The sequence below is a fragment of the Rectinema subterraneum genome (genome assembly GCA_009768935.1).
In the GTDB taxonomy this organism is placed as follows: Bacteria; Spirochaetota; Spirochaetia; order Treponematales; family Rectinemataceae; genus Rectinema; species Rectinema subterraneum.
In genome coordinates this window covers 1-10,315 of sequence record WESA01000061.1, presented here as the reverse complement: position 1 = coordinate 10,315, position 10,315 = coordinate 1, and the positions used below count along the sequence as shown (strand labels likewise).

At 52.7% G+C, this 10,315-nt stretch carries 8 protein-coding genes; 5 read left to right on the top strand and 3 right to left on the bottom strand.

Translation table 11 applies throughout. The annotated features are described in order from the left end of the window. Positions 1-477 precede the first annotated feature (477 nt). The 3 genes from ilvN to ilvB all read left to right on the top strand — a co-directional run bounded on the left by ilvN (position 478) and on the right by ilvB (position 4,538). Complete coding sequence (gene ilvN / locus GAP13_RS11735; protein WP_158908499.1) at positions 478-978, top strand: acetolactate synthase small subunit; 501 nt, start codon at positions 478-480, stop codon at positions 976-978. 190 nt (positions 979-1,168) lie between these two features. Next, positions 1,169-2,767, top strand: a complete 1,599-nt coding sequence (gene cimA / locus GAP13_RS11730; protein ID WP_158908498.1) for a citramalate synthase — start codon at positions 1,169-1,171, stop codon at positions 2,765-2,767. Positions 2,768-2,777: 10 nt separating this feature from the next. Then, on the top strand, positions 2,778-4,538 hold the full coding sequence (gene ilvB / locus GAP13_RS11725; protein ID WP_158908497.1) for a biosynthetic-type acetolactate synthase large subunit: 1,761 nt from the start codon (positions 2,778-2,780) through the stop codon (positions 4,536-4,538). A 75-nt stretch (positions 4,539-4,613) separates the two neighbouring features. Here the strand turns inward: ilvB and pgsA are convergent, their stop codons facing one another. Continuing rightward, a complete protein-coding gene (gene pgsA, locus GAP13_RS11720; RefSeq protein WP_158908496.1) occupies positions 4,614-5,180 on the bottom strand; it encodes a CDP-diacylglycerol--glycerol-3-phosphate 3-phosphatidyltransferase in 567 nt (188 codons plus the stop codon). 113 nt (positions 5,181-5,293) lie between these two features. Between pgsA and GAP13_RS11715 the strand changes: the two genes are divergently transcribed. Both GAP13_RS11715 and GAP13_RS11710 read left to right on the top strand, forming a co-directional pair. Next, positions 5,294-6,088 (top strand): CDP-alcohol phosphatidyltransferase family protein, encoded by a 795-nt coding sequence (locus GAP13_RS11715; RefSeq protein WP_158908495.1) that lies wholly within the window; start codon positions 5,294-5,296, stop codon positions 6,086-6,088. A 27-nt stretch (positions 6,089-6,115) separates the two neighbouring features. Continuing rightward, the gene (locus GAP13_RS11710; RefSeq protein WP_158908494.1) at positions 6,116-6,760 is read left to right on the top strand and encodes a DUF6657 family protein; all 645 of its coding nucleotides are present in this window, start codon (positions 6,116-6,118) and stop codon (positions 6,758-6,760) included. Positions 6,761-6,858: 98 nt separating this feature from the next. On the opposite strand, the gene mnmG is transcribed toward GAP13_RS11710, so the two are convergent. Beyond that, entirely contained in the window at positions 6,859-8,808 is a 1,950-nt protein-coding gene (gene mnmG / locus GAP13_RS11705; RefSeq protein ID WP_503473383.1) for a tRNA uridine-5-carboxymethylaminomethyl(34) synthesis enzyme MnmG, read from the bottom strand. Continuing rightward, positions 8,805-10,184 (bottom strand): tRNA uridine-5-carboxymethylaminomethyl(34) synthesis GTPase MnmE, encoded by a 1,380-nt coding sequence (gene mnmE, locus GAP13_RS11700; RefSeq protein ID WP_158908492.1) that lies wholly within the window; start codon positions 10,182-10,184, stop codon positions 8,805-8,807. Before mnmE ends, mnmG begins: the two co-directional genes overlap by 4 nt. Positions 10,185-10,315 lie beyond the last annotated feature (131 nt).

Here is a 10,315-nt window from a genome sequence, read left to right as displayed (position 1 = left end):
ATCTCCTTGCCCTCAGCACCGCTGACGCAGCACCAAGGCCTCGAAGAACCTTCCTCTATCCCCTTCCCTATTTTCCTCTGTCACAGATCCCTCGCATGCCCAGTGCCTGCCGGCTCCGCTCATGCTCGCACCCATGGCTCCCCGCCAGAGCGCTCGATGAAACTATCAAACTTCAGCTCTGTTGTCAAGAGCTTGTATCAAGCTCTCAGCAATCTTGCAGATTTCGCATTGATTTGCTTTTTATTGCAAATTTTGCTAAATCGTGCGGCGCCAAGTGATAGGCGCGAATGTGAACATATATGAAGTGCCGCCTATTGGTCAAGGGGGCGGCAAGAAATTTTCCGGCTTTTGATCATATAGTTTACTGGCATAGTTGACAACGTAAATACGGCATTCTATTATCCACGACAATTTACCGGAGACATCGGCATCTCCGAAGCGAAAACGCACTAAGACAAAGCATTGTCGGGAGTGTATATGAACCGGCACGTGGTGTCTGCCCTTGTGGAAAACCGATCTGGCGTGCTCAGTCGGGTTTCCGGGCTTTTCAGCCGTCGCGGCTTCAATATCGACGGCCTCACCGTCGGCGAGACAGAGAATCCATCTGTGTCCCGCATGACGATCGCGGTGACCGGGGATGAACAGGTCCTCGATCAAATAATAAAACAGCTGGGAAAGCTCGTAGATGTCATCGCCGTCCGCGAACTTGATCCTGCCTCTTGCATCCGCAGAGAACTCATGCTCATCAAAGTCAAAGCCGATGAGTCTGTCCGTCCCGCTGTCATTGAAATTGCTTCCATTTTCCGCTCCCGCATTGTCGATGTATCTCCCTCCACTATTACCATCGAGGCCACTGGTGATTCCGAAAAACTGGAAGGCCTCCTTCTTCTCCTGCGCACCTATGGCATTATCGAGCTGGCCCGCACGGGTCTGGTAGCTGTAGAGCGCGGTTCCAGCATCCTGAACATTACCATTTGACCGGCGCAAGCTAGAGGTTGCGACCGGTATAACCAGCACACCCTCGCGGCGGGCAGGGACAGTCGCATACCCATTGCTTGCGCCGTTTCTCACCCCCAAAAAACAATCCAAGGAGGAATTGTATGGTGAAACTGTATTGCGAGGCGGAAACTGGCTGTCACTCTGAAACCACTGAACAAAAGGGAACCATATGGCCGAATTGAAAATCACCCCTCAAATGGAAATCCTCGACACAACCTTGCGCGATGGAGCGCAAGGTGAAGGGATATCCTTCTCTCTGCAGGACAAGATTGCCGTGGTAAAAGCGCTGGATCAACTTGGTGTTTCTTTTATCGAAGCAGGCAATCCCGGAAGCAATCCCAAGGATATGGAGTTTTTTCGAGAAGCACCCAAGCTCGAGCTCGAGCACGCAAAGCTCTGTGCTTTTGGAGCAACAAGACGAAAAGGCACGATACCAGAGCAGGATGAAGCAATACAGAGTCTATTGGCAGCCCAGACAGATACTATCGTCATCTTTGGCAAAAGCTGGGATCTCCATGTATTGCATGTACTGCGAGTCTCGCATGAAGAAAATCTCGCAATGATTGCTGAGACCATTTCCTTTTTTAAGGAAAAGGGCAAAACAGTCATCTACGATGCAGAGCATTTTTTTGACGGATATCGCGCGAACAAAGAATATGCGATGGCGACTGTGCAGACGGCTCTCTCGGCTGGAGCTGACAGTATCGTGCTATGCGACACCAACGGCGGCAGTTTTCCTGATCTTATCGAAGAGGGTGTACGTACGGTGCTGGGACTCGGAAGCGGAAAGGTCGGTATCCATGCGCATAATGATGCTGGTATGGCGGTAGCTAATTCGGTTATGGCGGTCAAAGCAGGAGCACGGCATGTACAAGGCACCCTTGTCGGTTTCGGTGAGCGCTGCGGAAATGCGGCACTGGCGGCGGTAATTCCCAGTATCGAGCTCAAATTGCAGCTTCACTGCCTGCCTAAGGGCAAGCTGGAAAACATCACCGAGACAGCGCGGCTTGTTGCTGAAATTGCGAATGTGCCAATGCCTGACGATATGCCCTATGTCGGTTTGCGCGCCTTTGCCCACAAAGCAGGCATGCATGCTGACGGCATTCTTAAAACTCGAACATCCTTCGAGCACATAGACCCAGCCTTGGTCGGCAACTGGCGACGCTTTCTGATGAGCGAAATGGGCGGTCGTGCTGCCATTGCAGAGCGCATCAAAAAGCTCGATCCCTCTGTGACCAAAGAACATCCCGTTACCGCAGCGCTGGCTGCAAAACTCAAATCACTTGAAGCAGAAGGCTGGCAATTCGAGGGTGCGGATGCCAGTTTCGAACTTTTAGCGCGGAGAGAATTAGGAAAGTACAAGCCGCTTTTCAGCATAGAGCGATATGAAGTGCAAAGCACCCATCCAAGCGAGGAAGGCAATATCTGCTCTACTGCATGGGTAAAAGTAAAGGTGGATCACAGCACCGAAATTGCAGCATCAGAAGGCAATGGCCCGGTAAATGCCCTGGATAGCGCACTGCGCCAGGCCCTGAAGCGATTCTACCCCGAACTGAGCAAAGTGCGGCTTACCGATTACAAGGTGCGCGTTATCGACAGCCGAAGCGCAACAGGGGCACGAGTACGCGTCCTGATTGAGTCCACGGATGGGGTGCATGTATGGACGACGATCGGCGTTTCAACCGACATCATAGAAGCAAGCTCCAAAGCCCTCGCCGATTCGATTGAATTCAGCCTCATTCAGGCTACCGAGACAAAGAATTTCTAAGGAGAATAGTATGGAATATACAGGTGCTCGCATACTCATGGAATCATTGCTTCTGCAAAGCGTAGATACAGTATTCGGCTATCCTGGCGGATCGGTCTTGTACATTTATGATGAACTGTATCGCTACAGGGACAGAATTCGGCACATTCTCACGAGCCATGAACAGCATGCAGCTCATGCCGCAGATGGCTATGCCCGCTCTACCGGTAAAACAGGCGTCTGCATCGCTACCTCGGGCCCAGGAGCTACCAATCTTGTAACCGGCATTGCTACGGCCCACATGGATTCAGTTCCTCTGGTCGCGATAACCGGCAATGTCGCAACCAGCCTACTTGGCAAAGACAGCTTTCAGGAAGTTGATATCTACGGCATTACTATGCCCATTATCAAGCATAACTGGATTGTCAAGAATGTCGAAGATCTGGCCGAAGTCGTAAGAGAAGCCTTTTTCATTGCTCGATCCGGCAGACCAGGGCCAGTGCTTATCGATATTCCTAAAGACGTGACAATTGCAAAAACGGAATGGCAGGCCGTGGCCGACGCAAATAACCTCTCTGTCCCGATTCCCGGCTCAGCGATGCTCTCCCGGCGCGCGAGGCTTTCGTCGCGCAATGAACAGACAACATTTTCGGACAAGGACATTGATCAGGCGATAACAATGATTGAAACATCGGAACGCCCCTTCGTATATGCTGGCGGTGGAGTAATCGCTTCCAATGCCTGCGAAGAATTGCGCGAACTTATTGAACGCATCAAGGCTCCCGTTGCATTGAGCCTCATGGGAATAAGCTGCCTGCCCCCCTCTCATCCGCTTTACACAGGACTTATTGGCATGCATGGGTCTGTTGCGTCCAATCGTTCCGTTCAGGAAGCTGATCTCATCCTTGCGGTCGGAGCACGCTTTTCGGATCGCGTTGTGAGCAGGGCAGACTCTTTTGCATCTCAGGCAAAGATTTTGCAGCTGGATATCGATCCAGCGGAAATCAACAAGAATATCCAAACCGAGCATCACATTATAGGTGATCTCAAGCTTGTGCTGAGCAGAATCCTTGGGGGGATGAAGAGCAAGCAAGAATTAACACCGCCTTCTCTTGCCCAGAAAAGAGCCGAATGGCTGAGCAAAGTTGAAGCATGGAAATCGATTCACCCTGAAGCCAATTTCAAGCCATCGGCCTTTCACCCAAGATTCATCATAGAGACAGTCGCTCAGCGGCTTGGCGAAGACGCTATTGTGGCGACAGATGTTGGTCAGCACCAGATATGGACGGCACAATTCTACCCCTTTGCAAAGCCACGCACTTTTTTATCCTCATGCGGGCTTGGGACAATGGGCTCGGGTTTGGGATTTGCAATCGGTGCAAAAACTGCACACAGAGAGAGACCAGTCGTTCTCTTTACTGGTGACGGTTCTTTCCGAATGAATTGTGGAGAGCTCGCAACCGCCGTCAACTACCACCTGCCGATTCTGATCGTGATTCTCAACAATCGGACGCTGGGCATGGTACGGCAATGGCAGACCCTCTTTTATGACGAGCGCTATGCTGAAACAACACTTGATAAAAGGCCGCCCGATTTTGTGCGTCTGGCAGAGGCATATGGAGCTGCCGGGTTTCGGGCTGATTCTAAGGTAGGTTTTCTTGCCGCGCTCGATGAGGCGATGGCGCATATTGCTGAGGGGAGGCCTGCAGTCATCGATGCATTGATCGATCAGGATGAACAGGTGCTTCCGATGGTGCCGGGCGGCAAGGCGATCGACGAGCAGATTATGTAATATATGTGGGGAATTGACGGGAGCCTTCGCCGGCAAGAGAAGTCTTCGCTGGCGAACACCTCTTTCGCAATCTCCCTATTTATACAATTTTCTAAATTGCACAAGATAGTCGGCGAAAGAAGCGAGCGAAAGAACAGCTGCCGCGATATAGACCACAATCGTCAATGTTTCGAGCAGGCTGGCAACACCACCCAGAAACCCGGTGACCCGCACGGTGTACAGCATAAGGGAAACAAGCCCTGCGGTCATATAGACGCCAGCCTTGAGTTTTCCTCCAGCCCGGGCGCCCATTGCAATCCCCTTCAAACCCAACAGCATGCGCAAGAAAAGTATGCCAAATTCGCGATAGAGCACCACCACGAGAACCCACCATGGCATAATCCCGATACTAGTAAAGGCGAGAAAATAAGTGACCCGCGAAATCACATCCGCAAACGGATCGAAGAGCTTGCCGAATGAAGTCACCTGCTGGTTGGCTCTCGCTACCCTGCCATCGATCAAATCGCTGAGCTCCATCCATCCGAACATGATCCATAGCAAGACAATCGCAATCTGCCTCGGAATGAACTGCACCATAAAGACGAAGAAAAACAGAGGAGCAATCACTATCCGGCTCAGCGTAATCTTATCTGCCGCAGTCATGCATTCAGCATATGTATTTGACAATGATCGTGTCAAGGTTATAGTATGAAAGGGAATTGCGGCCAGCGCGCCCGGCGCGACTAAGGCGGCCGCGCCAGGAGGACGCTTACATTATGGATGAAGGCGAACGAATTGCCAGCCTCCGCCGTAGCATCTTGGCCACAACTTCCATTTTTTTCGTGGCTCAATGCGCTCTGTTTCTGATTTTTGCGGTGAGCGCAGGTTTTGTAACACAATACTGGTCGCTGTTTTTGCCGATAAGTGCGGGCTTTCATATCATTCTGCTCATTATGCTCCTCCTTTTCCAGGATGACTTTGTCATAGAATCGAATGGCCGCAAGCTCGACCGCATCAATCTGGCCAATGTCATCACATTGAGCAGGGTGAGTACGCTGCCGACCCTCCTTGTGCTGGTCATCGCGGCAAAGCAGTACCGTATCCGGATTCCGCTGCTTATTCTGGTTGCGCTTATCTTTTTGACCGATTTTTTCGATGGCCGCATTTCGCGCAAGACAAATCAGGTGACGCGCGTCGGCAGGATGATGGACTCAGCGAGCGACTACACGCTTCTCGTTGTCCTGAGCGTGATTTTTCAGTATTATTTGCTTATTCCGGGTTGGTTCTTCGTGCTCGTGATCGTGCGGCTGGGCATTCAGGCCTTCCTTATGGCAATTCTGATTGTTGTGAGGAGACGTATTGAGCCGAAATCCACATTCATGGGGAAAGTTACCGTTGCGTCGATCATGGTGCTGTATACGCTGGAAATCATCCAGCTGGCGCTTCAGGAACGTTTTCTCCTTGTATTCCGGATTGCGGAGTGGATTGTAGCGATAATCATCGTCATAGGGATTTTCGACAAGATTGTCAGCTTTTTTGATGCATTGAAAAGCAAGCCCTCCGCACCTTGAGCTAGCCTGCTTTCAGGAGGAATTGCTATGGCTGTCATAAAAAGCGCATTGGAACTTGCGCTCGAGCGAACGAAAAATTTACAAGTTGATGAATCACTGCAAAAAGCATCAGAGGCGAAGCTTGAAGGTCGAAAAGCAGCGAGCCGCTGGCTGGAAGAGCCTGAATCCGTCGACTTCAAAGCGCTAGCCGGCGCAATCCCGCCAGAACACCGTCAGACTTTTCTCAGAGCTGCTTTCGAAGTGCTCAGCACACAGGTTCAGCTTCCTTTAAATACCGGCATCGACAAGGCCAAGCTCGAGGCTGCAGGCAAAGCTATCATTGTGCTGTGCGGGCTTTCTTCGCGATTTGGCTCGGAGCGGGAGGCGAAGCTTGCCCAGCAGCAAGTGCAGTCGCTCTTCCAGCAGATTCTCCAATTCCTCGGACAATACAGCGAAGAGATGAAACGCGCGGAGCAGGCTATCCGTAACCAATGGGCTCCCAAACTCAAAGAGAAGGAGCGCCAGCTTGCTGCGCAGCTTGGGCAGAATGTCCGCATCGACCCGATGTCCGATCCCGAATTTGCCGAATTTTACCGCAAAAATATCGATGCAATGCGCAAGAATTACGCGAATGCACTCGAAGAGGCGAAGAACCAGCTGGCCGCGCTCTGCGGTTTTGCCACGAATGAATAAGGCTTAAGCGCGCACCTCGTCTCGCGCACCCATTTCGCCCTGCGGCGCCATCCTCGGCCTGTGAACTGCAAAGCATGGCCGGCACAAGCTTGGGAGCACTACGGCGAAGGCCTCGAAATTGCTATGTACAGAAGCGCGACATCCGACTTCCGCACCCCTGGTATCCTTGAAGCCTGACCGATAGTGAGTGGGCGCTGGTTTGACAGTTTTTCGGACGCTTCCTTTGACAGGCCTTTTACCTGCGAATAATCGAATTTGTCTGGAATGAGCATCTTGTCGGCTTTTGACAGCCGAGCGGCCAAGCGCTCTTCCTTTTCAAGATAGCCTTTGTATCGCTCGTTGAGCACTGCAGTAAGCACGCTCGATGCTTGCATTGCCGCAGTCTCCGGAAGCAGTTGGGCTATATGCGAGAGTGCCTCGGCTTCGTCATCGAGCAAGGCACCAACCTTCGGATCGCGAATTGCATCAGCGAGCGTCTGGCCTATATGCTTTTCGAGCTCCGGAATGTGCGCGCTGTCTTCTTTCTGAATTTTGCGCCGGGAAAGCAGCGCTTTGGCCTCATCGATACCTTGGAGACGCTTTTCGAAACATTCGCGGCGGCGTTCGTCTGCGAGCCCGATTTCGATAGCGTACGGCGTGAGGCGAAGATCGGCGGTGTCATGCCGAAGAGCAAGGCGGTATTCTGCCCTGCTTGTGAACATCCGGTATGGTTCTTTGGGCGAGAGTGTCACAAGGTCATCAATGAGTACGCCGATATATGCTTCGTTTCTTCCAAGAATCAAAGGCGGCTCCCCATCGAGTTTGCGGCGCGCATTGATGCCCGCCATGAGCCCCTGGGCAGCTGCTTCCTCGTATCCTGAAGTTCCATTTGTCTGGCCCGCGATAAAAAGCCCTTCGACAAGTTTCGATTCAAGGGAAGCATAGAGCGCCGCCGGGTCGAGATAGTCATATTCCACGGCATAGGCAGGGCGGACAATGACAGCATGTTCCAGACCTGGAATACTGTGATAGAAGCGTTCCTGCACATCTTCGGGCAAGGAGCTCGAAAGACCGTTGAGATACATTTCATCTGTTGAGAGGCCTTCTGGCTCGATGAATACCTGGTGCCGCTCTCTGTCAGGAAAGCGGACTACCTTGTCTTCAATAGATGGACAGTAGCGCGGCCCTTTGCCTGTGATCACTCCAGAAAAAAGCGGAGACCGATCGAGACCTGCGCGAATCGCTTCGTGTGTATTCTGATTTGTGTAGACAATGTAGCATGGCACATCGGGCCGATTGTAATCCTGTTCAAGAAAAGAGAAAAAAATCTTGCGCGGATCGCTGTACTGGGCTTCGAGTTTGGAAAAATCGATGCTGTCGCGCTTTATGCGGGCGGGAGTGCCAGTTTTCATTCTTCCGACAGGGAAACCTTTTGCGCGCAGCGCTGTACCAAGTCCGATAGCTGCGGGTTCGCCCAGGCGGCCGCCAGAGCCACTCCACAGGCCGATAAAAAGCTTGGCTTCCATGAATGTTCCCGTTGTGAGCACGACCACTTTGGCGCTGATTTCGTTTCCGCGCTCGGTGCGCACGCCTTCGATATGCCGGCTTGAAGGGGCGCTTGCTGTACCAGCAGCGCTAACCGCATAGCCCGCGCGTGCTCCGCTGCTTCCCTCCGAAACAATGATATCGGTGACGGTATCCATAAAAATTGTGAGGTTAGGCTGCGCTTCGAGGGTTTGGCGCGCAAGGGACGCATAGAGCGCCTTGTCGGATTGGGCGCGTGGAGCCTGAACCGCAGCTCCGCGGGACTGGTTCAACATGCGCACCTGGATTGCTGTGGCATCTGCAAGAATGCCCATCTGTCCGCCAAGCGCATCAACTTCGCGCACAAGGTTGCCTTTGGAAAGACCGCCGATCGCAGGATTGCAGGACATGCGACCGATAGTATCGGGGTTCTGTGTAATGAACAGCGTCTTGGTGCCTAGCCGGGCCAGTGCCAGGGCAGCTTCGATGCCCGCATGCCCTCCTCCGATTACAATTGCTTCAAAATCAGCCATTGCATGCCTCATTTTCCCAGACAAAACGTACTGAATACCCGCTCGAGCACTTCATCCGCAGCGATGTCGCCTGTAATCTCCCCTATGGCTTCTGCAGCTTCCCGTATATGCAGGGCGACAAGATCGAGACCTGCTCCTGCGGTGTACGCTTCGAGCGCCTGGGAGAGCGCCAGGTCGCTTTGCTTCAGAAGGCCAGCCTGCCGTTCACTTGCGATGCGGATCTGCCGCTCAAGAGTTCCGGCCTTTTGCGTTGTTCTTGCATATGAACGAAGCCTGTCTATCACGATATTTTCGAATTCTCCGAAAGAGCGGACGTCTTTTGCACTGAGCGCAATCCACCCCTCAGGAGCAGGTAGACAGCGCGAGAGATCTGCCTTGTTCCAAAGAAGGAGAGCCTCCGGATGCTTGGCTGCAAATTCCCGGTCTTCATCGTTGAGCCCTGCAACTCCATCGACAAGGTATAAAATCACATCGGCGCGTTCCAAAAGCGACTGCGACCTTCGCACCCCTTCCGCTTCTATCATATTTTGAGAACTGCGCAGGCCCGCGGTATCGACAAGACGAACTGCAAATTCGCCAATCGAAATCCATGTTTCGATCCAGTCCCTTGTTGTGCCAGGTTCGGGGCTCACAATGGCCCGCTCTTCCCGCGCAAAGAGATTGAAAAGACTCGATTTGCCTGCATTCGGCCTGCCTGCAATCACCACAAGGAACCCTTCTTGACGCAGACGCCCGCCAGGATAGCTCTGGATGAGCACTGAGAGCGCATCGCGCGCATGATGCATGATTTCAAGCCAGCGGCTGGATTCCTCAGGGCCTTCATCTTCGGGATAGTCGAGTTTTGCATTGATATCCGCGAGCAGATCGACCATCAAATCGCGTATTTCGCCAAGCTTTCGGGAAAGCGCACCGGAAAGGCGCTGTAATGCGTCGTGTCGCGCTGCTTCGCACGATGCATGGGTAAGCTCGTTGATTGCCTCCGCGCGCACAAGGTCTGTTTTGCCTTGCACGAAAGCGCGGAAAGAGAATTCACCATGAAGAGCGGGTGAAAAGCCCTGCGCATAGAGCACATCGAGAATCCGCTCCACAACAGCCGGCGAACCGTGACTCATAATTTCCACCGCATTTTCGCCCGTAAATGAATGAGGCGCACGAAATACGAGTGCGATCACTTCGTCGATATACTCGCCGGAGGACGGGTCGATGAACCATCCATAGACAGCCTGGTAGCCCTGCGCATCGAGCAGTGCCTGGCGGTTTGAAAAACAACGTGCAACCAGCTCAATCGCATTCGCACCAGCGGTTCGCACCACTGCAAGAGCGGAGCGGCCTTCCGGCGTTGCGAGCGCTGCAATCGGCGTATTACGATCAAAATAGCTTCGAGGCATACGCCAGTACGATATCGCCACAGCTGCATTCCATCAATTCCCTCGATAGTGCTTCCAACCTTGTGCCAGAGTTGAAGTAAGCATTCGCATTCTCGCGTCTACCTCTATGAGAAGACTCACCACTCTCTATG